The organism is Rhodococcus sp. NPDC056506, assembly GCF_042794945.1.
GTDB lineage: Bacteria > Actinomycetota > Actinomycetes > Mycobacteriales > Mycobacteriaceae > Rhodococcus_F.
In genome coordinates this window covers 262,945-289,090 of record NZ_JBHTSW010000003.1, presented here as the reverse complement: position 1 = coordinate 289,090, position 26,146 = coordinate 262,945, and the positions used below count along the sequence as shown (strand labels likewise).

The following is a 26,146-nucleotide window of genomic DNA, read 5'->3' as shown; positions in this document are numbered from 1 at the left end:
CGGAACAGGATTCAGCTGATCAGCCCCATTCGCTGCGAGATCCACGCCAGTTCCTGTTCGACACCCGCGGACCACACCGAAAAGCTGTGACCACCGGGAAGCTCGAGATACCTGGCGTCCATTCCGGCCGCTTTGGCCGCTTCGTACACCTTCTGCTGGCCGGGCTTGAACTCGTTGTCATCTGTTCCGACCACAAACACTCCGCCCGAGTTCGGGAACTTCCGGGTCGCCAGGAGATCCATCGGATTCACCTTCACGAAGGCTGCCTCGTCGCCGCCGAAGATCTCGTCGACGGTCCGCGCTCGGTCACCGAGCGAAGGCTCCACCTGACCGGACAGATCGAGGAACGTCGGGTACACGTCGGGGTAGTTGGTCGCCATCTGCAGTGAACAGGTACCGCCGTAGGAGAGCCCGCCGATGGCCCACGCTCTCGGATTCGTGTCGATCTGGAACGCATTCGCCACTGCCGCGGGCAAGTCCTTTGCGAGATACGTGCCGACCTTGCCCTGCGAGGAATCGGTGCACAACGGATTGGCCATCTGCGAACCCGTTCCGTCGGCGATGACGACCACCGGGGCGAGCCCGGCGTGATCGCGCGCGAAAGAATCCATTGTCGCGGTGAGCTTTCCGCCCTGGAGCCAGTCCTCGGGCTTGCCAGGCTGACCGGCCATCAGCACCAGTACGGGAAGAAGTGGACGCGGATTCGTGAAGTACGACGGCGGCAGATACACCTGAGAGTCACGCGCCGAGAATCCCGAAATAGTTCCGGGGACCGGCAAAGTCGTGACTCGTCCGCGAATCGGCATGCCTTCGGGCGCTTTCCACACCGTGTCGGTGGGGTTGCCGGTGACAACAGGATCCGTCGGACCGGGAACCTCACTGAGTGAAATGCGGTCGAAATCGTCGTGGCCGAACGCAATTCCCACAGTCGGGTAGGCGGCAAAGACCAGATTGATCTGCGTCGCGGCGGTGACGATGACCAGCACTGTCGCAACCACGGACAGCACCGCCTTCGCGACGGTTCCGCCCGCCTTGATTCGCGGCCCGAGAAGTAGCAGCGCGTAAATACCGAGACCGATCCACACGTAAATCGACATCGCGATGGGATCGGGGAACGGCACGATCACCTTTTCGACCGTGATCCAGACGGCGATCATGATCACCAGTGCGATCAGCCCCGCGATCGGCACCGCTCGGCGGTAGTACCACCGCACGTTGGAACCGAGCAGCCACACACCACCCAGGACCCCAAGGACAGTCAGGATCACTGGCAGCGGTCCCGAGATCAAACTGATTCGGTAGAGCCAGTCCACGTCAAGCCTCTCGCGCGTAGAAATGTCGCACGCACGAGGCTAGACGACGACGCTAGTACTCTGTATCAGGTGACATTCATCAAGGTCTGTGGCCTACGCGACGTTGACACGGTTGACCTCACGGTGGGCCTGGGCGTCGACGCCATCGGTTTCGTCTTCGCCGAGAGCGTCCGCAAAGTCGATCCCGCGCTCGCAGTCGAACTACTCGCGCGAGTCCCCGCTGACATTCGGGCAATCGGAGTCTTTCTCGGCAACCCGATAGATCAGATCCTCGAGATCGCCGAGATTACAGGGCTCCGCACCGTGCAGATTCACGATCTTGTCGACGCCGAGCAAGTGCAGCGCCTGCACGACGCCGGCCTTACCGTGATCCGTGCAGTCGTCTCCAGCAACGTCCGCGACGGTTACAACCTCGACCTCGGTGAGGACGAACTCTTGATCGACGGCGCAGACGCCGGATCCGGGGTGGCGTGGGACTGGGCCCAACAGCAATCGCGCCCGCAGGGCCAGTGGATCCTGGCGGGCGGACTGTCCCCGGACAATGTGCGCGACGCATTGGATGCCACCGGAGCCTGGGGCGTCGACGTCTCCAGCGGCGTCGAATCGTCCCGCGGCGTCAAGGACCACGCTTTGATCGAGAAGTTCGTGAGCGCTGTCCGCCAGACCGATCACTCGAAGTAGTACGCGTAGTCACTGAAGGCGACTTGACCGGTGGGACTCGCCTTCACAGCGTCGGCAACGGCAGGCGGAATGGGAGCCCAGCGTGCCGGCATCGCTGCCGCCAGTGAGGGCTTCAAGATGTAGAGCAGGGCGAAGTTCACTATCCAGAGCGGCGGCGCCATCGACATGCCGACTTCCGAACTCACATCGGCTTTGGTGTTGGTCACCAGCTGCGCTTCACCCGAAATCTGTTGCGCTGCAAATCCGTAGACCGCTTGCACCGTGTACGCCGACTGATAGAGCGCAATCAGAGAGTGCGTCGCACCGTTGTTGCGTAACCAGGTGCCGACAAAACCGCCGGGAGCGATCAGCGTATTCACCTGCCGCGTCGGCGCATCCGCGTTGGCGGGACTCTCCAACAATCCGTCGGGGTTCACGTACAACCCGTAGCTGGCCAGAACCGACGGCGTAGTGCCGGAGTAGAGAGGGCGCCCGTTCGTATTGGTCAATATTCGGGCGCATTCGTCGATCACCTCGGCGTCCTCGCGATTGCCCCCGACCCCACCGCCGGAGATGAGATCGCGATACTGCTCCTCGGACAAAGTGTCGGCTGGTTCGAGTCCGATCTGCGCGGCAATCTCGTCCGCTATCGGTTGACCCAGCGGCTGGTTGAGCTGATCCGGACTGGTCAGCTGTGTGGGCGCGACGCTCTCGTAGCCAGGTGCCCCGGCAAAGGGGATCACGAACCCGGTATCGACAGTCTCCGCAACAGGTTGAGCGCCGGCCGTCTGAGTCATGGCAAACGAAAGTACGCACACCCCAACCAAAGCCAGTACCGGGATGGTCCCCCGGTGCGACCGTGCCCCACGTCTACAGCCCTCGCCTGAGAAAGCCTTGCCTGCAATTCCCTTGCCGCGCATAGGTCAACCTCCCGGGACACAGTCCGGCGAATCAACTCGAGCTTGCATCTCAGTCAAACGCTGTGACCAGCGCCGTGTCAAGACTCTTGCCAGGTCGAGGGGCCGACGGCACGCGCTCGCCCGATACAGTGATCCTTCCAACTGAAGTGACCTCACCCGCGGTTGACCGCTCGAGTTGTGCGCGTCAGTTGCAGGAAGTCCCGCATCAGTTACACGAAGTTTCTGGAGGCGAGCAGTGTCTGACAAGCGCGGAACCGTGTTGATCACCGGTGTCGGCCGGAGCAAGTCGATCGGAGCAGGCCTTGCATTGGGTCTCGCCGAGGATGGTTGGGATCTGACGATCGGCTACTGGGAGCCTTATGACGAACGCGTCGGGTTCGTCCGCGGAGCGCACGATCCGCAGGACATTGCAGAGAAGTGTCGCGCACTCGGGAGCCGTGTCGACCTGATTCCCGGAGATCTGGCCTCGCCGGACGCTGCCGATCAGCTCGTTGACGCTGCCGCAGCGCGAAGCGACCTTCGTGGGCTGGTGCTCTCGCATTGCGAAAGCGTCGACAGCTCGATCCTCGACACCACGATCGAGAGCTGGGAACGACATTTCGCCGTCAACGCCCGCGCCTCTTGGCTGCTGATCAAAGCGTTCGCTGAACAACTTCCCGAACAGCACGACGCCAGTCAGGTGACCGGGCGGATCATCGCGCTCACCAGCGACCATGCGGCCCACAATCTCCCGTACGGAGCCAGCAAGGGAGCTCTCGACCGCATCGTCATCGCAGCCGCAGTCGAACTCGGATCACGTGGGGTAAGAGCCAACGTCATCAACCCCGGACCGATCGACACAGGGTGGATGACACCGGAGATCAGGCAGGCCGCCACCCTCCGGACCCCTGCCGGCCGACTGGGTACTCCCGGCGACACTGCAGACCTCGTTCGGTTTCTGATGTCCGACGCCGGAAGCTGGATTACGGGACAACTCCTTCACTCCAACGGCGGATTCAGTACGAACTGAGCCCTGGCCGGACTCAGTTCAGGCTTTGTAGGTCGGTAGCGTCTGCCCGAGCCTCTTGCCCATCTCGGCAGCCAATGCGGCGAGCCCGCTGGCCGGACGTACCATGACCTCGAAATCGACGATCTTGCCGTCCTCGTCGAATTCGACCATGTCGATTCCCTTGAGGCTCTTGTCGCCGATGTTCGCACTGAATTCGAGCACGACCTGCCGACCGTTGGCTCCGGCGAACTGCCGGTGGTACTCGAAGTTCTCGAAGACCTGGATCACCGTATTGAGAATGAGCACAACGGCATCCGCGGACTGGTACGGCTTGAATCCCGTGGGCGACCGGAACTGCGCGTCAGGCGCGACGATGGTCGGTAGCGCCGACAGGTCACCGGTTTCGATCATGGTGTGCCACAACTGCAGGGCTGCTTCGACTTTCGGTTCGAGCGTCAATTCCGTGCTCATGCTTCTACCCTTTCCTCGGCGTTACCTGCTACTTGATTTACCGGCACTTGACTGGCGACGGCCCACGCACTCAACACAGTTCGCACCCCGGTCACGAGTTGCAACGGCTGATCGATCATGACGTGATGTCCGGCTTCGGGAATCTCCGCCACGATGGCGTCCGGTCCGAACAACCCGCGCATGTGTTCCATGAGTCGGTCGGACACAATTCCGTTCTCGGCCCGGAAATATGCTACGCGGCAACGTGGTTCACTGCTCAGAACATCTTCGGCGCCGACACGGAGAAAGAAGTTCGGATCGAACTTCCACGACCAACCGCCCTCGACTTCCTCCATCGACGTGGCTGCCACATGGTCACGCACCGCAGGCAGACCCGAATCCTGCGGCGGAACGAAGCGGAACCTGCCCATCGCGTCCTCCCTGGTGGGATAAACCTTCTTGGGGCCGAACGCATTCTGGCGTCGAGCTGCCTCCTCTTCGGGCGTACGCGCCTTGAGCGGAGAATCGATGATGACAACGCCGTCCAACAGCTCGCCGTGCAGATGAGAGGCCACGAAAGAAACAATCCCACCCATACTGTGCCCCACCAGAATCGGCTTGCCGTCGATTCCCCCGGCCTCAGCCGCCGCCAGCACCTCGCGAGCCCACTGGGACATCGCGTAGGCGTCGCGAGTGTCACTGTCGCCGTGGCCCGTCAAGTCGAGAGCGACGACGCGGCGCCCCTCGGCGAACTGCGGCGCAATGTGATCCCACCAGCGACTGTGGGCTGCGCCGCCGTGAATCAGCACGATTCCCGGCCCCGCCGACCCCCAAGCCCGAAAGTGCACCGCAGCGCCCTCGACCTCCACCGAACCGGTCTCGACCGGCGCTTCCAGCGCCCGGGTGAACCAACCCGGCGCGTCTTCGACCACATTGCTCATCGATCGAACATACATAGTCGCCAATCGGTTCATCCAACTCTTCCCAGTTCGTGATCCATCACCTATATTGAATCCGGCCTCAAGTTCAATTCGTTTCGCCGAAGGGGAGAGATGACCAACCGCCAAGTACGCCTCGCCGCCCGCCCGACAGGACTTCCCGACGCTTCCACCTGGGAATACGTCGATGCCGAGATCCCGTCCGCCGGACCGGGCGAGTTTGTCGTCAAGGTCGAGTATCTCTCCCTCGACCCCGCGATGCGCGGCTGGCTCAACGACGTCAAGTCCTACGTTCCCCCGGTCAAGCTCGGTTCCGTCATGCGCGCCCACGGCGTCGGACGCATCACCGAATCCCAACACCCCGATTACCAGGTCGGTGACATCGTCGCCGGATCGTTCGGCGCTTCCGAATACGGCGTTTCCGACGGCACCGATGTCACGCGGGTCGACGAATCGATCGCTCCCCTACCGACCTGGCTCGGCGCTCTCGGATTCCCTGGCGTCACCGCGTATTTCGGACTGCTCGACGTCGGAAAGCTGAAGGACGGTGACACCGTCGTAGTATCCGGCGCGGCAGGCGCCGTCGGCAGCCTCGTCGGCCAGATCGCAAAGATCCACGGCTGCAAGGTCATCGGCATCGCCGGTGGTCCGGAGAAGTGCGCGTGGCTCACCGAAGACCTCGGCTTCGATGTTGCCATCGACTACAAGAACGAATCCGTCTACAAGGCACTCAAGTCCAATGCACCCGACGGTATCGACGTGTACTTCGACAACGTCGGCGGTGAGATTCTCGACGCAGCACTGTCCCGCCTGCGTCTCGGTGCTCGGGTGGTCATCTGCGGCGCCATCGCGGGCTACAACGCCACCGAACCTCAGCCCGGCCCGGCGCACTACCTGTCACTTCTCGTCAACCGCGCCACGATGGCCGGCTTCGTGGTCTTCGACTACCTCGATCGCTACGCAGAAGCGCAGGAGCAGATCGGAAAGTGGATCAAGAGTGGCGAATTGACTGCTCGCGAGCACGTCGTCGACGGCGGTATCGACGCATTCGGCGACAGCCTCAATCTTCTCTTTGCCGGTGCGAACACCGGAAAGCTGGTCCTGAAGGTCAGCTGAGTCAGACACATACGCAGACACACACGCAGATCGGCCACCGGTGTTCCGGTGGCCGATTCGCGTGCGTCAACCAACGCCCGACGGGGTGGGAACGCTGTCCTCACCCAACCGCGGCGGGGCCGACCGATAGGTTGCCGGAGTGCCGCTCAACCGAATCGGATTGGCTACCTGCCGAGTCGGTGCATCGCGACGCGGATCGTCGATGGTCACCACCGGATCGAGATCCAGCCGCTCCGCCAGTGCAATCGCGTCGGCGATGTCGTTGAGGGGCCCGCACGGGACTCCGCGCTCGGTCAGTGCCTCGAACCACGAGTCTGCTGTGCCCTTGACCAACGCAGCCGTGACGGCGTCGAACAACTCTTCTCGATGCGCGACCCGATCCCGATTCGAGATGAACCGTACATCCGCGGCAAGTTCGGGAACTCCGAGAACCTCTACCAACGAACCGAATTGGCGATCGTTGCCGACAGCGAGAACCAGCGGGCGGTCGGCGGTGTCGAACACCTCGTAGGGCGCGATGCTCGGATGCCGATTGCCCATGGCCGCGGGCACCACACCCGCCGCCACGTAGCCGGACGACTGGTTGGCCAGCGCGGACAGCAACGAGGACAACAAATTGACCTCGACGTGCTGCCCTTCGCCCGTTCGATCGCGGTGGCGCAGCGCTGCAAGGATTCCCACGCTGGCATGCAAGCCGGTGATGACGTCGACCACCGCGACACCGACCTTGGTGGGTGTCTTGGAATCGGGACCCGTGATACTCATCAATCCGCCGACCGCCTGAATCAACAGGTCGTACCCAGGCAGAGAATTGTTGCCACCGAAGCCGCTGATCGAGCAGTAGACCGCACGCGGATTCATTTCTCGGACAGCGTCGTAGCCCAGACCTAGACGGTCCATCGTTCCCGGCAGGAAGTTCTGCACCACTACGTCTGCACTGCGAACCAGCTCGCGTGCACTCTCGAGATCCGCGTTCTCGCGCAAGTCCAGGGTGACCGACTTCTTGTTGCGGTTCACCGACAGGAAGTAACTCGACTCGTCACCGACCCACGGCGGACCCCAGCTGCGAGTATCGTCGCCGACACCCGGCCGCTCGATCTTGACGACCTCCGCGCCGAGATCGGCAAGAATCATCGTGGCGTACGGACCGGCGAGGACGCGGCCGAAATCCGCGATCACCAACCCGTCGAGCGCTCCGACAGCGTCTACCGTCACCGGAACGCTTCTTCACCGGTGAGAGCGCGACCGATCACCAGCTGGTGAACCTCGGAGGTCCCCTCGTAGGTGAGAACGGATTCGAGGTTGTTGGCGTGTCGAATCACGGGGTATTCGAGCGTAATGCCGTTGGCGCCCAGAATGGTTCGGCATTCACGTGCGATCTTGATGGCTTCGCGGACGTTGTTGAGCTTGCCGGTGCTGACCTGCTCGGGACGGACCGTTCCGGCGTCCTTGAGACGCCCGAGGTGGATGGCGAGCAATTGCCCCTTGCCCAATTCGACTGCCATGTCGGCAATCTTGGCCTGGGTGATCTGGTACGCGGCGAGCGACTTGTCGAAGACCTTGCGGTCACGCGCGTACGAGATCGCGGTCTCGAGGCAGTCACGTGCTGCACCCATCGCGCCGAAGATGATGCCGAAGCGTGCCTCGTTGAGGCAGCCGAGCGGGCCGGAAAGTCCGCGAGCCTTGGGCAGCATCGCCGAGGCAGGCAGACGCACATCTTCGAGCACCAGCTCCGAGGTGACCGATGCTCGCAGTGACATCTTGTTCTTGATCTCGGGGGCGGAGAAGCCCGGAGTGTCGGTGGGAACGACAAATCCGCGTACGCCGTCGTCTGTTCGCGCCCAGACCACGGCGACGTCCGCGATGGAGCCGTTGGTGATCCACATCTTGGTGCCGTTGAGGATCCAGTCGTCGCCGTCGCGCTTGGCGTTGGTTCGCATGCCGCCGGGGTTGGATCCGAAATCGGGTTCCGTGAGACCGAAGCAACCGATGGCTTCACCGGCCGCCATCCGCGGGAGCCACTCTTCCTTCTGCTCTTCACTTCCGTTGTGGTGGATCGCGAACATGGCGAGCGAACCCTGGACTGAGACGAGGCTGCGAATGCCCGAATCGACAGCTTCGAGTTCCTGGCAGGCCAACCCGTACGCCGTTGCGCTCATCCCGGCACAGCCGTAGCCCTCGAGGTGCATGCCCAGTACGCCGAGCGCGCCCAGCTCCTTGGCCAGCTCACGAGCCGGCAGTGCTGCCGCTTCAAACCATTCGCCTACGTGCGGGCGAATGCGATCGTCGACCATCTTGCGGACCGTGTCGCGGATCGCGATCTCCTCGGCGTCCAGCAGGGTGTCGATGGCAAAAAGCTCGGACAGGGACTGCGGCGTGGTCACGGGGCCTCCAGTGTTCTCGGGCGCAATCCTTTGCGAGAACGATTGCGCAATCGTTTGCATCGCCTAGAGTAGAGCCCGATTACACACCCGTCAATCCCCGAACAGCCGGCCGACACAGAACCGACGCACACCAGGAGCCCCGACGCAGATGACGCCCGATCCGTCGACCCGCAGCAACGGCCGCCCGCCGACGCTGCGCGAAATCGCCGACCAGGCCGGGGTCCACATCTCGACGGCGTCGCGGGTCCTCCGTCAGCCCGAGCCCGCCGACGGTTGGTCCGACTCGGCGCTCCGAGTTCGTCAGGTTGCCGAGGAGCTTGGTTACCAACCGAACCTGTGGGCGGCCAGCCTGCGTACCCGCAAGACCACCACCATCGGCGTCGTGATGCCGAGGCTGACGGACGTCGTGGTGGCCACCATGTTCCAGGGCATCGAGGAAGCTGCCACCGCGGCGGGTTACTCGGTCCTGCTCTCCAGCCCACCTGACGATCTGGACGCACAGCGCAAAGCCGTCGAGTTCCTGGTCAGCCGCCAGGTCGACGGGCTCATGCTGAGCAGCATCCACCTGCCGGGTACCGATTTTGTCGACTCACTCCCCCTGCGCTCACTACCGATCTTGCTGCTCAACCGGCACATCGACCCGGCGACGGCGTCCGCGAACCGCGGCCTTCCATTCGGCAGCCTGCCATTTGTCAGCGGCGACGACCACCTCGGCGGCTACCTCGCGGGAAGGCATTTACTGGATTGCGGCTATCGCGATCTCGGTGTGATCGCCGGACCGGATCACGCCAGCACGTCACGTGAACGCGTCGCAGGTTTCCGCGACGCCCTGGCCGAAGCAGGCTTGGAATTGCCGCCGCACCGAATCGTGGCGTCCGAGTTCGAAGTCCAAGGCGGAGTCGATGCCGCGGCAATACTGCTCGGTGGGGATTCACGGCCCGACGCCGTCTTCACGGTGAGCGACACGATCGCTATCGGGGTTCTCGGCGTAGCCCGCGATCTCGGCTTGAGCATTCCGGACGATCTTGCACTGGTCGGCTACAACGACATCCCGGTTGTCTCCCAACTCCCGGTGCCACTGACGACGGTGAGGTCCCCCGCCCGCAAGATCGGCGCGACGGGGCTCGAACACCTGCTCGCATTGATCGCCGGCAGGAGCGTCGAATCAGTAAAACTTCCTGTCGAACTGATCGTGCGAGCCTCCACCAGAAAGCCCGCCGCTCGGGAACTCTGAGCAGCTACCAGACCTGAGATTCGTCGATACCCAACCGTCGCGCGTAGCCGGAGTTGAGCGCGTCCCAGCCGTACTTGCGCGCCCGCTCACCCACGATCGGTCCGAAGGGCTCGCCTGCCAGAAGGGCATCGAGTACGTCGAAGCACAGATGCCACCCCGCAGCGAGTGCCGACGCCATCCCCTCGGCGCGCGACCTCTGAGTCAGTACGACGCGGGTACCGCCTTCGATCGGGGTCAGGTCCCACACCAATTCGTCCGGGCCCCACTCGTGTTCGAGCCGCCGGGTGGTCTCCACGACGTGAACGGTGACCGGCAGCGACATTTCGGGGGCGCCGTCCTCGGTGAGCATGGTGATCACGGCGTCGCCCGTGCGGCTCAGATTCCGATCGGCGGTGTACGGCGTCCATTGCGCCAACATCTCCGGGTCGGTGATCGCCTCCCACACCTTCTCGACCGGATACGGCAGCACCCGGGGAAAGCTGACGACTGTGTCGTCGCCGTCGACGCTCACCGTGACGTCGGACAGGGCACTGGGCTGATACTGCTGGGCACTCATGCTTCGATCTCACCAGGAACCACCGACACGGGCAACCGGCGCGTCAACGTCCGAGCGTGAACAGTTCTGTTGCTGCGGCGACTGCCTGTTCGACCACCGGGAACTTCACCACGGACAAGTCGTGTCGAGCGCCCTCGAACTCCACCAATCGCGTCGGTGCGGGAATCAGCGCAAGTGCAGCCCGAATCTCCTCCGTGGTCGCGAACTCGTCCTTCGATCCGTGGACGACAACCGTCGGCGTGTTCAACTCGGGTAGGTGTTCCGTTCTGAGCTTCTCGGGCTTCTTCGGTGGATGCAGTGGGTAGGACAGCAGAACGAGTCCGTCGACAAGCCCTGGATTCTCCGACGCCAGCATCGACGCTTGCCGCCCGCCGTACGAATGTCCGCCGAGCAGAACAGGTCCGGGCACCGAGCAGTCCGCGTGAACAGCGGCAATCACCTCGGCAATGCCCGCGCGATCCTCCGCAGCGCGCGACGGATGTGGCGGGCCTGAAGCTCGACGCACCCGAAACGCGAGATCGAACCGGAGAACTTGCACTCCCGCCACGGCAAAGCCGTCGGCAACAGCGCGCAACAGCACAGTGTCGCAGTTACTTCCGGCGCCGTGAGTCAGTGCAAGCGTGGCGACGGGCGACGCGAAGGACACAGAATCAGGCCGATGCAGGAAACCGTGCACTGAATCTCCGTCGACCGTTTCGACAGTAGTCATGGACGCATCCTTGTCCGGCCGGCTCGGGCCTGTTCGACTGCGACAGCCAGGCTGCCTTCGTAGACCGGACCGTGTCCGGGAAACAGCACGCCGGCGGGCGCAGCGGCGATATTGTCCAACGCCTGGTCTGTCGCTTCACGGTCATGATTGAAGGGGCACACCAGAAATTGTGGTCCGGCGACGCTCGACGTCGCGTGTCCGGTCACCAGAGCGTCACCCGACGCGACGACGCCTGCGTCGGGGACAAGATATGCGCTGTGACCGTCGGTGTGCCCATGAGTGGGAATCGGCACGATACGGCCTGGAACGTCCAGCGCTCCATCGGACGCAAAGGCCTGTGCGTGAGGCAGTTCCGCTCCTTTCAACGCGCCCACTCCGATCACGTCGCGAAGCCACTTCGGAGCACCTCGCCGCCAAAGCAGCAACGGAGCTTTCGCCGGCGACAACTGCTGCAGATACTCCCGCTTCGCGTGGGGCACCTCCAACGGATCCATCAGGACCGGAATCTCGAGCCGAGTCACGATGTCCGCGATTCCGCCGATGTGATCGACGTGCGCGTGAGTGACGAGGATTGCCCGAACATCCCCGAGCTGGTGACCGATCTGCTCGATCGAGCGTTCGACGTCGGCCCCGTTGGCCGGGTATCCGCCGTCGATCAGCGTCAGATCGGACCCCTCTTCGACCAGCACCCAATTGGCGTGACCGCACCGAACCAGGTGTGTGTTCTCGATCTGCGTGATCGACAGTGCCGCAGTAGTCATGCTTGGTAGTGTGCGCCACGTGTCGGAATCCGTGAATCAGGCCAGCAGCCGCAGCATTCGAGATCGCGCCGAAGCATCCTTGGTGGCAGCCGCATTCGCGCTGCCCAGCGCGGTGAAACGCCGAATCACCGGTCCACCCGTCGTCATCGAGGGCAACACACTCGACGCCGACGCACACCTGCTGCTCACGCTCGCGAAGACGCGGCCACTACCGTCGCATACAACCGATTCCCAGTCACTCGCCGCTGCCCGCGCCAATCTCACCCGAACGGCGATCATGATGGGCGGCCGGCCCGCACCGGTCCACACCGAAGAGATGTCCGTGTCGGGCGCCGACGGCCCCCTTCGCGCCCGGCTCTACGTTCCGAGCGCCGACACCGGCGCTTTACTCGTCTACTTCCACGGCGGCGGCTGGGTGCAGGGCGGCATCGAATCCCACGATGCTCCGTGCCGCTTGTTGGCCGAGACTTCCGGCGCACGGGTCGTCTCGGTCGACTACCGGCTCGCACCCGAATTCGCCTTCCCCACACCGGTACACGACGCCTATTCCGCCTACCTTGACATCGTCGACCGCGCCGAAGAGTTCGGCGCAGACCCGACGCGCATCGCTGTCGGCGGCGACAGCGCGGGCGGGCACTTGTCGGCAACGGTGGCGCTGCGTGCCCGCGACGACGGCAAGACCCCTCCGGCAGCACAACTGTTGATCTATCCCGCGACCGACTTTCACGAGAAGGCGCCGTCGAGAACGACGTTCGGTGAAGGCTTCTTCCTGACCGAGGCCAACATGAACTTCTACGAGTCCAGCTTCCTCGGCAGCGATGCCGATCGACGCGACCCGATGGTGTCGCCGCTACGCGCCCCCGATGTGGCCGGACTGCCACCAGCCATCGTGATCACGGCGGGATTCGATCCACTCCGGGACGAAGGCGAAGCCTACGCAGCACGATTGCGCGACAACGGAGTTCACGTGACGGATCGACGCTATCCCGGATTCATCCACGGCTTCGTCAACATTCTGGGACCGAGCGCCGGTTCACGCGCCGCCGTCGCCGAGATCGGCGGGATGTTGCGCGTTCTCCTTGCCCGCCCGACAGTTTCACGCACCCAGTAATATTTCGCGCACCGTATCCACCAGTGGATCGACGGGAAGCTCCGGGTTGATCGCACGCTGAAGACCCAAACCGATTCCGACGCTGAGCATTCGAAGGGCTGCCGCATTCGGGTCCATCGTCGGCGTCACGTTGTTGGATTCGGCGAGGTGCTGCACCATTCCGGCGATCAACCCGCGCACTTGGTCGGCACCCGCCGCGATTTTCGCTCGAATGTCCTCGCTGTGCCGCGACCGGACCGAGAACTCGACCTCGAGCAGAGTCCACCTCTGGTCCCCGATCGTCCGCTCTGCCCATCGCGCGAACTCGGCCACCGCGTCGTCGAGCGTCGACTTCGCTCCGAGCTGTGCGGTGATCTCGCCGACCTTGGTCAACCTGATTCGGCCGAGCACTTCGGCGCACAACTCGTCTTTGTTCTTGAAGTTCGAGTACACCGCACCCTTGGAGTAGCCGGCATCCTCGGCGATCTGATCGAGCGACGCGGCGGCGTACCCACGATCGAGAAAATGCTCGACGGCCGTCGCCAACAAGGTTTCGCGGGTCAACGCCTGCGCTTCCTGCCTGGTCAATCGCGCCATCGAACCTCCTAGTGGTTCTGAGTATCGAGATTCCAACGGTAGCCGAATACCGGAAGCGCCCCGCGGGCGCACTCCGGACAACCAAATTTGGGGTACCCACGTTATTCAGATACTGATAGTCTCCGAAATATGACTTCAGAAGTGACCGGCACCACCGCGACCGGGTCCGGACGAAACAGCGCGCCGAAACGCGGCTTGGCAATCGGATGCGGCGGCACTCTCGGCTTCGCCTGGACCGTTGCCGCACTCGCCTCGGTTCGGGATGCACTCGATTGGGATCCCCGCGAAGCCACCGCCATGATCGGCACCTCTGCCGGAGCCGAGTTCGTGACGATGCTCGGCAGCGGAGTCGGCGTCGACGAGCTGGTCGCCATGCAACTCGGTGATCCCGCGGCCCGCCCCGAACTCCTCGCCCACATCGCGTCGGCACCCGGAAAAATCCCACCACTACCGAGCTTGGGGATCGGCAATCCACGACTGGTGGCGCGTCGAGATCTTCCGGTTCTGAGCCGGATGAGCGGCATCGCACCGCTTGGTGGCGGCGACCCGTCGTGGCTCACCACGCTCGCCGCATCACTTGCCCCTGGCGATTCATGGCTCCCACATCCGAACGCGTACATGGTATCCATGGACTACAGAACGGGGCGACGGGTTGCATTCGGGGCACAGGGGGCTCCGAAAACAACCGTCGGTGAAGCACTTCGAGCGTCCTGGGCGATTCCCGGCTGGTTCCCACCTGTCACCGTCGACGGCGTCAGGTACATCGACGGCGGCGCGGCATCGACGGCATCGGTAGACCTCCTGCTCCCCCTCGAACTCGACGAGCTGGTTGTACTGGCGCCCATGGCATCTCGAACACTGAGGCCGGCGCGCGGCGCTGCTCGCCTCGAACGCGGTGCCCTACGCAACGCAATGTCCAAGGGCCTCGACCGCGAGATCGAGCTGGTTCGCGCTGCAGGCACCAAGGTTCTGCGTATCGATGCCACCGATGACGATCTCGCCGTCATGGGCGCCAACTTCATGGACGGCCGACGGCGGCTCGCCACCTTCGAATCATCCCTGCGCACAACACGTGCGAGCGTCAAGCGTGAACTCGATGCGCATCCGTTCCACACCACCCATTCCCACCAGTGAAAGCGCAGACTCAGTGAACAACGAACCTGACCACTTCGAGGTCGTGATCATCGGCGGCGGGATCTCCGGAATCGGTGCAGCCATTCATCTGCAGCGCCTCGGGATCGACAATTTCGTTCTGCTCGAAAAGGCCGAATCCCTCGGCGGTACCTGGCGCGCCAACACCTATCCCGGTTGTGCCTGCGATGTTCCGTCCGGTCTGTACTCGTATTCCTTTGCCGCCAATCCGGAGTGGACGCGATTGTTCGCGGAGCAGCCGGAGATCCGCGAATACATCGACGATACGGCTCGACGCCACGGCGTCGACAAGCATGTTCGCTTCGGGGTCGAAATGCTCTCCTCCCAGTGGGATGCGTCGCAATCCCTGTGGAACATCACAACTTCCAGTGGCGAACTCACTGCTCGTTTCGTGATCGCAGCCGCGGGTCCGTGGAACGAACCCTTGACACCGGCTATCCCAGGACTGGAAACGTTCGAGGGCGAGGTGTTTCATTCCTCGCAGTGGAATCACGACTACGACTTGACCGGGAAACGCGTCGCTGTGGTGGGTACCGGCGCTTCGGCAGTCCAGTTCGTTCCGCGCATCGTCTCCGAGGTCTCCACACTTCACCTCTACCAGCGAACCGCTCAATGGGTTCTCCCCAAACCCGACCACTACGTACCGCGGATCGAAAGGTCCGTCATGCGATTCGTACCGGGAGCACACAAAGCCCTGCGCAGCATCGAATACGGAATCATGGAAGCGCTCGGATTGGGATTCCGCAATCCGTGGATCCTGCGCATCGTGCAGAAACTCGGTTCGGCCCAGTTGCGCCTGCAGGTCCGTGATCCGAAGCTGCGCAAGGCGCTGACACCCGACTACACCCTCGGTTGCAAGCGACTGCTCATGTCGAATTCGTACTATCCGGCACTCGGCAAACCCAACGTCAGCGTCCACGCCAATGCAGTCGAAGAAATCCGCGGCAACACCGTGATCGGCGCCGACGGAGCGGAATCGGAGGTGGACGCCATCATCTTCGGAACAGGCTTCCACATCCTCGACATGCCCATCGCCTCCAAGGTTTTCGACGGAGAAGGTCGATCACTCGACGACCATTGGCAGGGAAGCCCTCAGGCGTACTTCGGTTCCGCCGTCAGCGGATTTCCCAACGCGTTCATTCTGCTGGGGCCGAGCCTCGGCACCGGGCACACGTCCGCATTCATGATCTTGGAAGCCCAGCTGAACTATGTGGCGCAGGCGATCGGCCACGCTCGTCGGCACGGCTGGCAAACCATCGACGTGCGGCCGGAAGTACAGGCAGCCTTCAACTCTCAGGTTCAGGAAGCCCTGGGAACCACGGTCTACAACGCGGGTGGTTGCGAAAGCTATTTCTTCGACGTCAACGGCCGCAACAGTTTCAACTGGCCGTGGTCGTCCGGCGCCATGCGTCGACGCTTACGAGACTTCGATCCGTATGCCTACAACCACACGCTCTCCGACAACCCTTCGTCGGCTTTCACGCCCTCTGAGCCCACCACCACCCTCGAACCGGAGTACACCGCATGAGCCTCTTCGGCACCACCTACCCGCCGATCGATCTCGACGGAGCAGTCGTTGTCATCTCCGGCGGCGGCCGCGGAATCGGCCGGGCCACAGCTGAGTTGTTCGCAACTCGCGGCGCACTCGTCTGCGTCGGCGATCTCGACGAGGAGACAGCCGTCGACACAGCCGCGTCCATCGGCGCACGAGCCCGCGGCTACGCACTTGACGTCACCTCGCGCGAATCCTGGGATGTGTTCATCCCCAAAGTGATCGGCGAATTCGGTCACATCGACATTCTGGTCAACAATGCTGGGGTGATGCCGCTCGGGGGCTTCCTCGACGAGTCCGACGCCACCAGTCGAGTCACCCTCGACGTCAACGTCTGGGGGCCGATTCACGGGATGCGTGCAGTGCTGCCCGGCATGGTGGAACGACGACGCGGCCACGTCGTCAACATCGCATCCATGGCAGGCAAGCTCCCCGTGCCCGGAATGGCCGTGTACAACGCAAGCAAGTTCGGCGCGGTGGGTCTTTCGGCTTCTGCCCGTGTCGAATTCGCAGATTCCGGAGTCAGCGTCAGCGCCATCCTGCCCAGCGCCGTGCGCACCGGACTCTCCTCCGGTGTGCCACTCGGAAAGGGCATGCCGACCGTTGAACCCGAGGTCGTGGCCAAAGCCGTCGTCGACACCGTCACGCATCGACGAGCCGAAACTACGGTTCCGCGTTACCTTGCGGGCTGGGACCTCATCGACGCTGTTGTACCCGAATGGATGATCAACATCGGACGCCGGGTGATCGACGATCGTCGCGCACTGACATCGGTAGATCCGAACGGGCGCGCGGACTACGAAAAGCGAGTGGCACGTCAGGCCGAAAACGAGGAGCACGATCGGAGATGAAGCGGGTAGTTTCGTGGCCATGTACATCCGCCGCGAAACTTCTTCCGACCGTGACGCCGTCTATTCACTGCTCGGGGCGGCGTTTGCCGACCAGGCGCCGCCCGGCGAGACTCCCATCGAGATCGAACTGACACGTCAACTCTTCGCCTCGGACGACTACTTGCCGAAGTTGTCACTGGTCGCCGTGGCAGACGGCGAGATCGTCGGTTTCGTGATCGGGACACGCGGATGGGTCAGAAAAGTCGAGGCGGTTGGTCTCGGGCCGTTGGCAGTCACGCCGGGCAACCAGCGCAGCGGCGTCGGTTCTGCCCTGATGCACGCCGTAATCGGTGCGGCCGACGCCCAGGACGTGCCACTGCTCGCGCTTCTCGGAAGCACCGAGTACTACCCCCGGTTCGGATTCGTCACCAGTACCGACGTCGGGGTCGAGCCCCCGGAAGCCGAGTGGGGCGCTCACTTTCAGATCAGGACCCTCACCGCGCACCGCGCTGATCAGACGGGGAAGTTTTCCTATGCCGCGCCTTTCGGGGTCGTTTGACCCTCAGTGCAATGTAAGAGTTCTTTGACATGCGGTGGACATGACCCTACGCTCAGGAATGTCAAAGAACTCTGACCCCTGGGAGGCCTCATGAGCACCACTGCACGGTGGAGCCTGATCGTCGGTATCGGCGTCGCAGCAACGCTGGCCTTCAGCTTTTTCGCAGCATTGACCGCCGACGATCGGAAGACGTTGGCCTTCATCGTCTTTGCAATCGTCATGGCACCGGCCTGTATCGGGTCGGCGTGGGCCCTTTTTCCATCGGAGAACAACAAGGCCCCCGCCTACCCCGAGGACACTGTCGAAACCGAATGGAGTCGCAAGGCCGGCTTCGGTGCGTTCACCGACTTGATCACTGCCATGGGGATCGCACTGATCGCGCACAATGTCTTCGGCGCTCCCGAACTGCCGCTCGTAATGTTTACAGCCCTCGGGCTGGCCGACTTCGGAATCCGGTACTGGGCAGTGTCGAGGGACCGCACCCCCACTATCGAGATCTGATGCGCAACAACCTTCAAGAACTCCGGACGGCAGCCGGATTGTCACAGCAAGCGTGCGCCGACGCACTCGGCATCACGCGCCAGACCGTGATCTCTATCGAGAAGGGCCACTTCGACCCACGCCTGTCACTGGCGTTCCGAATCGCCGAATACTTCGACAAACGCGTAGACGACATCTTCTCGGACTGACGGAAGATCAGTTGAGCTGCGGTTTCAGTCGAACAGAGTTGGCGATCCGTTTTCGTCGTTCCCGTCTTCGACGGCCGTTGCTTTCTTGCCCGAGCCCTTGCGGACGACGGTCAGCGTCGTCGTTCGACGCGACAACCTGTGCCCGTCACTGTGTTCGAGCAGCGCCATACCCTGGCGAACTTCGACTACCGTCCACGGACCCGCATGGCCGGCTGCCTGCACGAGGTCACCGGACTCCACCTCAGTTGCCATGACCACTCCTTGTTCGTCGTGTCCTGCACGTTCTCCTTCCTATTATCGACGCGGTCGCCTGGTAGTCGACGCGCAGGGTACCTACGCTGCAGCGGCAACCTTGACGGCGTGGCCGACTTCGGCTCGGAATGCCGCATATTCGGGGGAGCCGCGGAGCTCGTCGGGATCGACGCCTGTTCGTGGCAGATCGATTTTCAGATCGAGCGCGACCTTGCCCGGCCTGCTTGTCAGGACCACGACCCTGGAGCCGAGAAATGCTGCCTCGTCGGCGCTGTGAGTGACGAAGACACTCGTTCGCCCGGACTCGGCGCTGACGTTGCGGAGGTCCTCCTGCAGACGCTCGCGGGTGAGGGCGTCCAGCGCGGCAAAGGGCTCGTCCAACAGAAGCAACGACGTTTCGGCCGCCAAGGCCCGGGCAATTGCCACCCGCTGCTGCTGCCCGCCGGAGATCTCCCAGATTCGCCGGTCCGCAGTGCCGCCCAGCCCGACGCGGTCGAGGAGTTCGTCGCGTCTTTGCCCGCGGTCGCTCTTTGCAACGCCGGCATATTTGAGTGCCAGATCGATGTTGCCGCCGACGGACTTCCACGGGAAGAGCCGCGGCTGCTGAAACACCACTCCCGCACTCGACCCGGGGATCGGGTCGGATCCCGACACCTGAACCGTTCCGCTGGATGGGTTTTCGAATCCCGCAATCAACCGCAGCAAGGTGCTCTTGCCGCAACCCGACGCTCCGACGAGGACCAGGAACTCACCAGGTGCGACGTCGATCGATACCGGTCCGAGCGCCGTTACGGACTCTCGGCCGTGGCCGTATTTGTGTGAGACGGTGTCGATTCTGATCGCCCCCGGGCGGTCGGCTGCGAACCCTCCGACCGCCTGCTGTGCGGTCACGCTACTGGTCAAGGACATCGGGAAGCCCCTTCACATAGAGAGCATTCTGAAACACCGTCAGATCAGGCACACTGTCGATCTGCTTCTGCTCAGCCAGGAATTGTGCTGCACTCTGCAGGTTCACTGCCAAATTTCCGGGAGCGCCTTCGGTGCCCAACCATTCCGGCGAGGAGATCTGCTCGGGAGTGAGGAACACACCCTGCTTCAGCTGCGCTGCCGCGTCTTCCTTGGAGGCGCCCAATTGCGCGGCAACAGCTTCCGCTGCCGCGTTCGGGTCAGTAGCGATCGTCGTGAGCGCGCGGGCCTGAACCTGCCGCCAGGTGTCGACGATCTCGGGGTGATCCTTCGCAAACGCGGTCGACACCACACCCAGGTCCAGCGTCGGCTTTCCCGCCGTCGCCAGCTCGCGGCTGGCGATCAACTGTGTTCCGTCCTTGCGGAGTTCGTCGAGCGTAGGCAGCCAAGTGTAGACGGCGTCGATGTCACCTCGCTGCCAGGCGGCGAGTGATGCTTGCGGCTGGAGATCCACCAACTGAACGTCATCTGCGCTGAGTCCGGCCTGGTTCAGAGCCGCCAGCAGACTGTAGTGAGCGGTCGACGCGAATGCCGTAGCCACTTTCTTGCCCCGCAGATCTGCCACGGTCTTGATTCCGGTTGCGTTGCGGGCCACCAGAGCTTCGTTGTCACCGGCCACATCGAGAACAAACGCAACCTGGTACGGAATGTTCAGCGGTGCCGAGAGTCCACGAGCAACCGGACTCGAACCGATTGCACCGAAGTCGATTTCACCGGCAATGAAGGCGGTGTTGATATCGGCTCCCGAATCGAACTTCGTCCACTTGACGTTGTACTCGGGCAGCGCGTCTTCGAGCCAACGGTTGTTCTTGACTATCAAATCGCCGCTCGGGAAGGACTGGTAGGCAATGCGAATCGTTTCCTTGGACGAATCCTGGCCGGAATGATCCACCGAGCACGCACCGAGAACCAGTGCGAGGACGCCGATCAGCACCGTGAACGCCGTCCGGGAAGCCCTTCCCTCGCTGTACTTCAGGTTGCTGCTGCGCGTCAGGTTGCTGCTGGCGTGTTTCTGATTGTCAGTCATACTTTTCCCCTCCAGGGAACGGCGCGGCGCTCTGCGGCCCGCAGCAGTCCGTCGATGATCAGGCCGGAGAATCCGATGGCGAAGATCCCCACCAGCACAACCGGCGTGTTGTTGTAATTGCTTGCATCCTTGACCATTCCGCCGATTCCAGGGATGCCGTTGAACAGTTCGGCTGCGACCACCGACGAGTACGCCATACCCACCGACAGCCGAATTCCCGTGAATGTTTCCGGCAAGGCCGACGGGACGACCACGTCTCGGATCACTTGTGCCCGTGAAGCTCCCAACGCTCTGGCCGCTTCGACCAGCCCGACGGGCGCCGCGACGACAGCAGCTGTCGTGGCCACTGCTGCGGGCGGGAGAGCAGCGAGCGCCAGCAATGTAATCTTCGGCGCCTCGTCGATTCCCAGCCAGATCACCAGCAGGAAGAAGTACGCCAAGGGCGGCAGCGCGCGCAGGAACGTCAACCACGGTTCGAGCAGACTCCGCAGCCATGACACCGATCCCATGGCCAATCCGAGAATGACGCCCAATCCGACGCCGATGATCACACCGACCAGCACCCGTCGAAGCGTCATGTAGAGGTGCTCCCAGAGCAAATACCCCTGGTAGCCCCGCACTCCGTCATGTGTGGTCATCGTGTTGACGAAGGCATGCCAGACCGTGCTAGGAAACGGCACGAAGGTCTCACTCCAGGTCCCGCTGGCTGCCGCGACCTGCCACAGCACCAAGAATGCGATCACCGAAAGCACTGGAAGTCCTACGGTGGTCACACTCGGAGCCCACCGCCGACGCGGCTCACGGTTCGATTCCGAAACCGGTGTTGGTTCTTTTGCTTCGACAGAAGTCGACATCGCTGTTCTTCCTCGACGTACGGAAATTCCGGCACATATGCAGCTACGAGTGCATATGCAAGGACGAAGGCGCACAGGGAGGCGCCATTCTCACTCAGGAGAGTCGGAAGGAATCAACAGCAACAGCAGTGAGCACCAAGACGGCACAGGTCGACGGCGATGCGTCGTGTCAGTGGCGTCGTGGGCATGGGGGTAATTAGTACCTGTGTCGTCAATTACCCGCAAATGCGGGGGAAATAGGCGTCAGCCTGCCAAACGAACGGACAGCGAATACATCAGCGGCAGCTCGGGACGTCCGGCCGGGACTCCCCAGCGTTTGCCGCCGAGTTCGGTCATCTCCTCGAATCCTTGCCAGCCGTTGGCGTACGGGTATTCGTCGAAGGACTCGAGCAGCAATCCGGCCCGCCGCAACGCGCCGAGTACCTCGGCAATAGACCAGTTGAATTCACATGAGGGGAAAGAATTTTCGAAATTCGCGATTCCAACTCCCGGAGCACCCGGCAAGACAAGATCGACTGAGTCTGCCACGTAGTCGCCGACGCCACCGGGTTCCGTCACCGGGGTCCCGCCTCCGTACGGGTATGTCAGCGACCACTTCTCGTCGAAACACATGGCAAATGGATGAAACTCCACCAGAACGAATCGACCGTCAGGCGCCAGAACACCGGCAATCCCCTCTGCCCACTCGTCGAGATCGGGCAACCAGATCACAGTTTCGTACGAAGAAAAGACTCGGTCGAACTTTCTTTCAGCGGCGGCAGCTTCGCGGAGCCATCCAGATACTTCCGCTCGCTCGAACTCGGCGGCAATGCCGGATTCCGTGGACAAGGTTCGGGCGAAGTCGATCGCGGAATCCGAGAGGTCGACGCCGGTCACGTTGGCACCGAGGGCCGCCAAGCTCAACGAATCCTGACCGGAATTGCACTGCAGATGCAAAATCGAGGAGCCTGCAATCTCGCCGAGCAGCGCCACTTCTTCCGGAAACAGGGTCGACCCGCCGTTGCGAAAGAACTGTGCCTGGGCCCCTTCCACCTCTCGGTCCACAACAAGTCCGCCCGAGTCCACCACGACCTCGGTCACGTCGGCAATCGATTTACTCGGCCGGAAACCTATCCGAACGATCCTGGAACAGGTTACAGTTTTTCGACGGACCACCGAAGGAGAACCAGTGCGCTACGGACTCAGCCTGTTCACCAGTGATCGCGGCATTCGCCCCGCCGAGGCGGCAAAGGCTGCCGAGGCGAATGGATTCGACGCCTTCTACGTTCCGGAGCACACTCACATCCCGGTGTCGAGGGATTCCGATCACCCCGGAACCCAGTCCGCCGAATTACCCGACGACCGTTACATGCGCACACTCGACCCCTGGGTCGCCCTGGGCACCGCGGCGTCGGTCACGAGCACCATCCGGTTGGGTACGTCCGTTGCCCTCCCGCTCGAACACGATCCGATCACTCTCGCGAAAACCATCGCATCGCTGGACCACCTTTCCGACGGCCGCGTGGTTTTCGGCGTCGGATTCGGCTGGAATGCAGAGGAACTCGCAGACCACGGCGTACCACCGAACAAGCGCCGGACCGCACTCCGTGAGTACCTCGAAGCCATGGGAGAACTGTGGTCGAAGGAGGAAGCTTCGTACGACGGCCAATTCGTGAAGTACGGGCCAAGTTGGGCCTGGCCCAAGCCTGTTCAGAAACCCCGTCCGCCCATCCTCCTGGGAGGTGGCGGCAACGAGAAGACTTTCAATTGGATCGCCAAGTCCGCCGACGGCTGGATCACCACACCCATCGAGCAGGAGATCGACGGAAACGTAGAACTGCTTCGAAAGATCTGGGCCGAAGCAGGTAGGGTCGGCGAGCCTGAAATAACAGTCCTGGCAGGCAAACCCGACCCGGAGAAGCTCGCCCACTGGGCCGACATCGGTGTCACCGAAGCAATGTTCGGCACTCCGGACAAGAGCCCCGAAGAGGTTGTCGGATACATGGAACGTCTGGCAACCAAGCTCGGACGGTGAGGTCCGCCACAGCGCCTTGACCTCAACCGCACTCGAGGTTTTAACGTCGGTATTGCACAAGACAGTGCAACGACAGAAAAACCGAGGCAGAAGAGGGGTGAGGAGTGACCACAAAACTGGTTGGCACCCAATCTGTTTCGGACAGCCCCGTTGATTCGGAGCTGTCCATCCGGAGCTCCTTCGTCGAGGCGTTCCGGAACCATCCCGCCGGCGTCTCGATCATCACGGCAACGGGCGACGACGGCCCGGCCGGCATCACGTCGTCGTCGGTGATCTCGATCAGCGCCGATCCAGCAGTTCTGGCGTTCTCGCTGCAGTCGTTGCGAGGTTCTGCCAGAGTCATTGCTTGCGCCCGCAGTTTTGTTGTTCACCTGGCAAATTCGGCAAACGAACGACTGGCTGCCACGTTCGCGACCCGCGGCGCCGCACGCTTCGGGGACGACATGCCTTGGTCGTTACTGCCGACCGGTGAACCGTTCCTGCATGGGACGGGCCATGCCCTGCGCGCAGTTCCCTTGAATGCCACAACGTGTGGCTCCGCGGTGATTGTCACCGCACGCGTAGTCGACGTCATCGATCCTCAGCAGGTTTCGGCGCCACTGGTCTATCACGATCGAACCTACAGAAACCTGTCACCTCACAACATCTCCTCAAAGGAAGGCACGACACATGACTGAATACGTTCTCCCCGAGCTGGATTACGACTACGCCGCTCTCGAGCCCCATATCTCCGGCGAGATCATGGAACTGCACCACAGCAAGCACCACGCCACCTACGTGGCGGGCGCCAACAGCGCAATCGAGCAGTTGGCCGCCGCCCGTGAAGACGGCACGATTACCGCGAAGGCACCGCTACTCAGCAAGAACCTCGCCTTTCACCTCGGCGGACACACCAATCACTCCATCTTCTGGAAGAACCTCTCCCCCAACGGCGGTGAGCGGCCGGAGGGCGAGTTGGCGGCTGCGATCGACGAGCACTTCGGCTCCTTCGACGCATTCGTCAACCACTTCTCCGCTGTAGCAACCACTTTGCAGGGATCCGGCTGGGCAGTACTGGCCTACGACACGATCGGGAAGCGACTGGTCATCGAGCAGCTCACCGATCAGCAAGGCAACATCAGCATCGGCATCGTTCCGCTGCTCATGCTCGACATGTGGGAGCACGCGTTCTACCTGCAGTACAAGAACGTCAAGGCCGACTATGTGAAGGCCTACTGGAATGTCATCAACTGGGCAGACGTCGCACAGCGCTACGCAACGGCCACTGCCGCGACGGGCTTGATCGTCCCGGCTTGATTACTACCGATCAACCCAGCTCGGCACGGTGGCTCCGTTGCCGAGCTGGGTTTCTGCACCCCAGACGTCGATGTATGTGAAGGCAGGTAACATACACCCAGCGCGGCCGTCTCGGCCGTCAGCCGATTCGACTCCGAGGGGAACCAGTGCTGGATATCAGTGGCTTGATCGCGACGTGGCGTCCGACGCTGGACACCGCAGCGCGCAACGCGTGGGGACTCTCGTTCGGCGACGGCGTCGAGAAGGCTGAACGCACCCCGTCCGTGCTGATCAGCGAAGGTCCACACCGCGATCTATATCGCTTCGGTGCATTGTGGACACCGAAGGGCAACCCGGTTCTTCTCGTGCCGCCCCTCGCAGTTTCCGCCGATTGCTACGACCTTCGTCCAGGCCAGAGCCTCGCCGCCCACCTACTCGGCGGCGGCAACACTCCCTATCTTCTCGACTACGGAACCATGCGGTACTCCGACCGCGGAATGGGATTCGAGGCCTGGGTCGACGACATCATCCCCGAAGCGATCCGCTCCATATCGGATCTGCATGACGGCGCTGCCGTTTCCGTGATCGGGTGGAGTCTCGGCGGAACCATGTCTCTACTCACGAGCTCCGCGCACCCCGACCTTCCGATCGCGTCGATCACCGCGATCGGCACACCGATCGACTACACGAAAATTCCCGCCATCAGCCCCTTGAGGCTGATCGGCAAATACACCGGTGACACGCCACTCACGTCCGCGACCAATCTCGTCGGCGGACTACCCGCTCCCCTCGTTCAGGCGAGCTACAAGGTGACGGCTTTGCAGCGTGAAGTCCTCAAGCCGTGGTTCATCGTGCGTAACCTCCACGACACCGAGACGCTGGCTCGCATGGAGTCGATCGACAAGTTCATGGCGGCAATGCCTGGATACCCCGGCAAGGCGTTTCAGCAGATCTGCGAACAACTCATGCTCGGCAACGGACTTTACAACGACGCCATCACACTTGCCGGACGTGAGATCAAACTGTCCGTACTGAAGGTCCCCGTTCTCGCGATCGGCGGCGCCACTGACGTGATCGCACCCATCGCTTCGGTAGAGGCGATCACCTCGGTCCTCACCGGAGCGCCGTCAGTTCGATTCGAAAAGGCACCGGGCAGTCACCTCGGTCTCGTTGCCGGTCCCACCGCGCGAGATTCCACCTGGACTTTCATCGACGAGTTCTTGAAAGAGAATGCACCGCAGCTGGTTTCGACCAGCTGAG

The 26,146-nt window shown here is 62.5% G+C and carries 30 protein-coding genes; 15 read left to right on the top strand and 15 right to left on the bottom strand.

Going from position 1 to position 26,146, the window contains the following annotated elements:
• Positions 1 to 11 precede the first annotated feature (11 nt).
• Complete coding sequence (locus tag ACFQ6H_RS05215) at positions 12 to 1,313, bottom strand: alpha/beta hydrolase (protein WP_378644465.1); 1,302 nt, start codon at positions 1,311 to 1,313, stop codon at positions 12 to 14.
• A gap of 69 nt (positions 1,314 to 1,382) precedes the next feature.
• On the opposite strand from ACFQ6H_RS05215, the gene ACFQ6H_RS05210 reads away from it, so the two are divergent.
• Positions 1,383 to 1,994, top strand: a complete 612-nt coding sequence (locus ACFQ6H_RS05210; RefSeq protein WP_378644462.1) for a phosphoribosylanthranilate isomerase — start codon at positions 1,383 to 1,385, stop codon at positions 1,992 to 1,994.
• Here the strand turns inward: ACFQ6H_RS05210 and ACFQ6H_RS05205 are convergent.
• Entirely contained in the window at positions 1,982 to 2,893 is a 912-nt protein-coding gene (locus ACFQ6H_RS05205; protein WP_378644459.1) for a hypothetical protein, read from the bottom strand. The two genes, ACFQ6H_RS05210 and ACFQ6H_RS05205, sit on opposite strands and share 13 nt — an antisense overlap.
• Positions 2,894 to 3,128: 235 nt before the next feature.
• Between ACFQ6H_RS05205 and ACFQ6H_RS05200 the strand changes: the two genes are divergently transcribed.
• Positions 3,129 to 3,902, top strand: coding sequence for an SDR family oxidoreductase (locus ACFQ6H_RS05200; RefSeq protein ID WP_378644457.1), 774 nt, complete (start codon positions 3,129 to 3,131; stop codon positions 3,900 to 3,902).
• A gap of 18 nt (positions 3,903 to 3,920) precedes the next feature.
• On the opposite strand, the gene ACFQ6H_RS05195 is transcribed toward ACFQ6H_RS05200, so the two are convergent.
• Positions 3,921 to 4,352: a nuclear transport factor 2 family protein gene (locus tag ACFQ6H_RS05195; protein ID WP_283567770.1), complete on the bottom strand. Its 432-nt coding sequence runs from the start codon at positions 4,350 to 4,352 to the stop codon at positions 3,921 to 3,923.
• Positions 4,349 to 5,272 carry an alpha/beta fold hydrolase gene (locus ACFQ6H_RS05190; protein WP_378644454.1) on the bottom strand — a complete coding sequence of 308 codons (924 nt, stop codon included), beginning with the start codon at positions 5,270 to 5,272 and terminating at the stop codon, positions 4,349 to 4,351. The genes ACFQ6H_RS05195 and ACFQ6H_RS05190 overlap by 4 nt, the downstream gene beginning before the upstream one ends.
• A 111-nt stretch (positions 5,273 to 5,383) precedes the next feature.
• Between ACFQ6H_RS05190 and ACFQ6H_RS05185 the strand changes: the two genes are divergently transcribed.
• Positions 5,384 to 6,385: an NADP-dependent oxidoreductase gene (locus ACFQ6H_RS05185; protein WP_095968655.1), complete on the top strand. Its 1,002-nt coding sequence runs from the start codon at positions 5,384 to 5,386 to the stop codon at positions 6,383 to 6,385.
• A 66-nt stretch (positions 6,386 to 6,451) separates the two neighbouring features.
• Here ACFQ6H_RS05185 and ACFQ6H_RS05180 read toward each other — a convergent pair whose 3' ends face one another.
• The gene (locus ACFQ6H_RS05180) at positions 6,452 to 7,600 is read right to left on the bottom strand and encodes a CaiB/BaiF CoA transferase family protein (RefSeq protein WP_378644451.1); all 1,149 of its coding nucleotides are present in this window, start codon (positions 7,598 to 7,600) and stop codon (positions 6,452 to 6,454) included.
• The gene (locus ACFQ6H_RS05175; protein ID WP_003939770.1) at positions 7,597 to 8,769 is read right to left on the bottom strand and encodes an acyl-CoA dehydrogenase family protein; all 1,173 of its coding nucleotides are present in this window, start codon (positions 8,767 to 8,769) and stop codon (positions 7,597 to 7,599) included. The genes ACFQ6H_RS05180 and ACFQ6H_RS05175 overlap by 4 nt, the downstream gene beginning before the upstream one ends.
• A gap of 148 nt (positions 8,770 to 8,917) precedes the next feature.
• Between ACFQ6H_RS05175 and ACFQ6H_RS05170 the strand changes: the two genes are divergently transcribed.
• Positions 8,918 to 10,003: a LacI family DNA-binding transcriptional regulator gene (locus ACFQ6H_RS05170; RefSeq protein WP_378644448.1), complete on the top strand. Its 1,086-nt coding sequence runs from the start codon at positions 8,918 to 8,920 to the stop codon at positions 10,001 to 10,003.
• Positions 10,004 to 10,007: 4 nt separating this feature from the next.
• On the opposite strand, the gene ACFQ6H_RS05165 is transcribed toward ACFQ6H_RS05170, so the two are convergent.
• The 3 genes from ACFQ6H_RS05165 to ACFQ6H_RS05155 are packed head-to-tail and all read right to left on the bottom strand — an operon-like array spanning position 10,008 to position 12,029.
• Positions 10,008 to 10,559: an SRPBCC family protein gene (locus ACFQ6H_RS05165; RefSeq protein WP_378644445.1), complete on the bottom strand. Its 552-nt coding sequence runs from the start codon at positions 10,557 to 10,559 to the stop codon at positions 10,008 to 10,010.
• A gap of 43 nt (positions 10,560 to 10,602) precedes the next feature.
• Positions 10,603 to 11,268 (bottom strand): alpha/beta fold hydrolase, encoded by a 666-nt coding sequence (locus ACFQ6H_RS05160; RefSeq protein WP_378644443.1) that lies wholly within the window; start codon positions 11,266 to 11,268, stop codon positions 10,603 to 10,605.
• Positions 11,265 to 12,029: an MBL fold metallo-hydrolase gene (locus tag ACFQ6H_RS05155; RefSeq protein ID WP_378644441.1), complete on the bottom strand. Its 765-nt coding sequence runs from the start codon at positions 12,027 to 12,029 to the stop codon at positions 11,265 to 11,267. Before ACFQ6H_RS05155 ends, ACFQ6H_RS05160 begins: the two co-directional genes overlap by 4 nt.
• A 19-nt stretch (positions 12,030 to 12,048) precedes the next feature.
• Between ACFQ6H_RS05155 and ACFQ6H_RS05150 the strand changes: the two genes are divergently transcribed.
• Positions 12,049 to 13,140 (top strand): alpha/beta hydrolase, encoded by a 1,092-nt coding sequence (locus tag ACFQ6H_RS05150; RefSeq protein ID WP_378644439.1) that lies wholly within the window; start codon positions 12,049 to 12,051, stop codon positions 13,138 to 13,140.
• Here ACFQ6H_RS05150 and ACFQ6H_RS05145 read toward each other — a convergent pair.
• Positions 13,126 to 13,716, bottom strand: coding sequence for a TetR/AcrR family transcriptional regulator (locus ACFQ6H_RS05145; RefSeq protein ID WP_378644436.1), 591 nt, complete (start codon positions 13,714 to 13,716; stop codon positions 13,126 to 13,128). The two genes, ACFQ6H_RS05150 and ACFQ6H_RS05145, sit on opposite strands and share 15 nt — an antisense overlap.
• Positions 13,717 to 13,845: 129 nt before the next feature.
• On the opposite strand from ACFQ6H_RS05145, the gene ACFQ6H_RS05140 reads away from it, so the two are divergent.
• From ACFQ6H_RS05140 to ACFQ6H_RS05115, 6 genes are all read left to right on the top strand, one after another.
• Complete coding sequence (locus ACFQ6H_RS05140; protein WP_378644433.1) at positions 13,846 to 14,850, top strand: patatin-like phospholipase family protein; 1,005 nt, start codon at positions 13,846 to 13,848, stop codon at positions 14,848 to 14,850.
• A 13-nt stretch (positions 14,851 to 14,863) separates the two neighbouring features.
• Positions 14,864 to 16,396, top strand: coding sequence for a flavin-containing monooxygenase (locus ACFQ6H_RS05135; protein WP_378644518.1), 1,533 nt, complete (start codon positions 14,864 to 14,866; stop codon positions 16,394 to 16,396).
• Entirely contained in the window at positions 16,393 to 17,271 is an 879-nt protein-coding gene (locus ACFQ6H_RS05130) for an SDR family oxidoreductase (protein WP_378542795.1), read from the top strand. Before ACFQ6H_RS05135 ends, ACFQ6H_RS05130 begins: the two co-directional genes overlap by 4 nt.
• 19 nt (positions 17,272 to 17,290) lie before the next feature.
• The gene (locus tag ACFQ6H_RS05125) at positions 17,291 to 17,809 is read left to right on the top strand and encodes a GNAT family N-acetyltransferase (RefSeq protein WP_378644515.1); all 519 of its coding nucleotides are present in this window, start codon (positions 17,291 to 17,293) and stop codon (positions 17,807 to 17,809) included.
• A 90-nt stretch (positions 17,810 to 17,899) separates the two neighbouring features.
• On the top strand, positions 17,900 to 18,310 hold the full coding sequence (locus tag ACFQ6H_RS05120; RefSeq protein WP_378644430.1) for a hypothetical protein: 411 nt from the start codon (positions 17,900 to 17,902) through the stop codon (positions 18,308 to 18,310).
• Positions 18,310 to 18,498, top strand: coding sequence for a helix-turn-helix transcriptional regulator (locus ACFQ6H_RS05115; protein WP_378531923.1), 189 nt, complete (start codon positions 18,310 to 18,312; stop codon positions 18,496 to 18,498). Before ACFQ6H_RS05120 ends, ACFQ6H_RS05115 begins: the two co-directional genes overlap by 1 nt.
• Positions 18,499 to 18,522: 24 nt before the next feature.
• On the opposite strand, the gene ACFQ6H_RS05110 is transcribed toward ACFQ6H_RS05115, so the two are convergent.
• From ACFQ6H_RS05110 to ACFQ6H_RS05090, 5 genes are all read right to left on the bottom strand, one after another.
• Positions 18,523 to 18,750, bottom strand: coding sequence for a hypothetical protein (locus ACFQ6H_RS05110; RefSeq protein WP_007733785.1), 228 nt, complete (start codon positions 18,748 to 18,750; stop codon positions 18,523 to 18,525).
• Between the two features lie 81 nt (positions 18,751 to 18,831).
• Positions 18,832 to 19,659, bottom strand: coding sequence for an ABC transporter ATP-binding protein (locus tag ACFQ6H_RS05105; RefSeq protein WP_378542791.1), 828 nt, complete (start codon positions 19,657 to 19,659; stop codon positions 18,832 to 18,834).
• Positions 19,643 to 20,743, bottom strand: coding sequence for an aliphatic sulfonate ABC transporter substrate-binding protein (locus ACFQ6H_RS05100; RefSeq protein WP_378644428.1), 1,101 nt, complete (start codon positions 20,741 to 20,743; stop codon positions 19,643 to 19,645). Before ACFQ6H_RS05100 ends, ACFQ6H_RS05105 begins: the two co-directional genes overlap by 17 nt.
• Entirely contained in the window at positions 20,740 to 21,597 is an 858-nt protein-coding gene (locus ACFQ6H_RS05095) for an ABC transporter permease (RefSeq protein WP_378644425.1), read from the bottom strand. The genes ACFQ6H_RS05100 and ACFQ6H_RS05095 overlap by 4 nt, the downstream gene beginning before the upstream one ends.
• Positions 21,598 to 21,840: 243 nt before the next feature.
• Positions 21,841 to 22,677 (bottom strand): class I SAM-dependent methyltransferase, encoded by an 837-nt coding sequence (locus ACFQ6H_RS05090; RefSeq protein ID WP_378644422.1) that lies wholly within the window; start codon positions 22,675 to 22,677, stop codon positions 21,841 to 21,843.
• Between the two features lie 88 nt (positions 22,678 to 22,765).
• Here ACFQ6H_RS05090 and ACFQ6H_RS05085 point away from each other — a divergent pair, with 88 nt between their 5' ends.
• From ACFQ6H_RS05085 to ACFQ6H_RS05070, 4 genes are all read left to right on the top strand, one after another.
• Positions 22,766 to 23,611 (top strand): LLM class F420-dependent oxidoreductase, encoded by an 846-nt coding sequence (locus tag ACFQ6H_RS05085; protein ID WP_378644419.1) that lies wholly within the window; start codon positions 22,766 to 22,768, stop codon positions 23,609 to 23,611.
• 104 nt (positions 23,612 to 23,715) lie between these two features.
• A complete protein-coding gene (locus ACFQ6H_RS05080) occupies positions 23,716 to 24,288 on the top strand; it encodes a flavin reductase family protein (RefSeq protein ID WP_378644416.1) in 573 nt (190 codons plus the stop codon).
• Positions 24,281 to 24,907: a superoxide dismutase gene (locus ACFQ6H_RS05075; protein WP_378644414.1), complete on the top strand. Its 627-nt coding sequence runs from the start codon at positions 24,281 to 24,283 to the stop codon at positions 24,905 to 24,907. Before ACFQ6H_RS05080 ends, ACFQ6H_RS05075 begins: the two co-directional genes overlap by 8 nt.
• 146 nt (positions 24,908 to 25,053) lie before the next feature.
• Positions 25,054 to 26,145 (top strand): alpha/beta fold hydrolase, encoded by a 1,092-nt coding sequence (locus tag ACFQ6H_RS05070; RefSeq protein WP_378644411.1) that lies wholly within the window; start codon positions 25,054 to 25,056, stop codon positions 26,143 to 26,145.
• Position 26,146: the final 1 nt, after the last annotated feature.